1 protein-coding gene is annotated in these 590 nt (G+C 66.9%); it reads right to left on the reverse strand.

Features of this window, described 5'->3' with window-relative positions; genetic code table 11:
* Nucleotides 1-590, reverse strand: a 590-nt coding sequence (locus tag EKO23_RS24790; RefSeq protein ID WP_342773643.1) for a 4Fe-4S dicluster domain-containing protein, incomplete at both ends; no start/stop codon positions are given.

A 590-nucleotide genomic window follows, 5' to 3' on the forward strand; every position in this document is an offset into this window, starting at 1 on the left:
GGTCCTGGTCGACCAGGACGATGCCGTCCTCGGCGCGCTTGTAGATCGCCCCGGAGGGGCACGACGCGGCGCACGAGGGGTTGAGGCAGTGCTCGCAGATCCGGGGCAGGTAGAACATGAAGGTCTGCTCGAACTCGAACTTCACCTTCTCCGCGATCGTGGCCAGCATCGGGTCGTGCTTCTCGGTCGCGGCCGACCCGCCGAGGTTGTCGTCCCAGTTCGAGGACCACTCGATCTTCATGTCCTTGCCCGAGACTAGCGACTTCGGCCGCGCGACCGGGGTGTGCTCCTGGGCCGGTGCGTCGGTCAGCGTGGCGTAGTCGTAGGTCCAGGGCTCGTAGTAGTCCTTGATCGAGGGCAGTTTGGGATTGGAGAAGATGGTGGCGAGCTTCTTCCACCGCCCGCCGGCCCTGAGGGTGAGCCGGCCGCGCTTGTTGAGCGCCCAGCCGCCCTGCCACTCCTCCTGGTCCTCGTAGCGGCGCGGGTAGCCCTGACCGGGCCGGGTCTCGACGTTGTTGAACCAGACGTACTCGGTGCCGGTCCGGTTGGTCCACGCCTGCTTGCAGGTCACCGAGCAGGTGTGGCAGCCG

Source organism: Nocardioides guangzhouensis, from assembly GCF_004519545.1.
Taxonomy (GTDB): Bacteria; Actinomycetota; Actinomycetes; order Propionibacteriales; family Nocardioidaceae; genus Nocardioides; species Nocardioides guangzhouensis.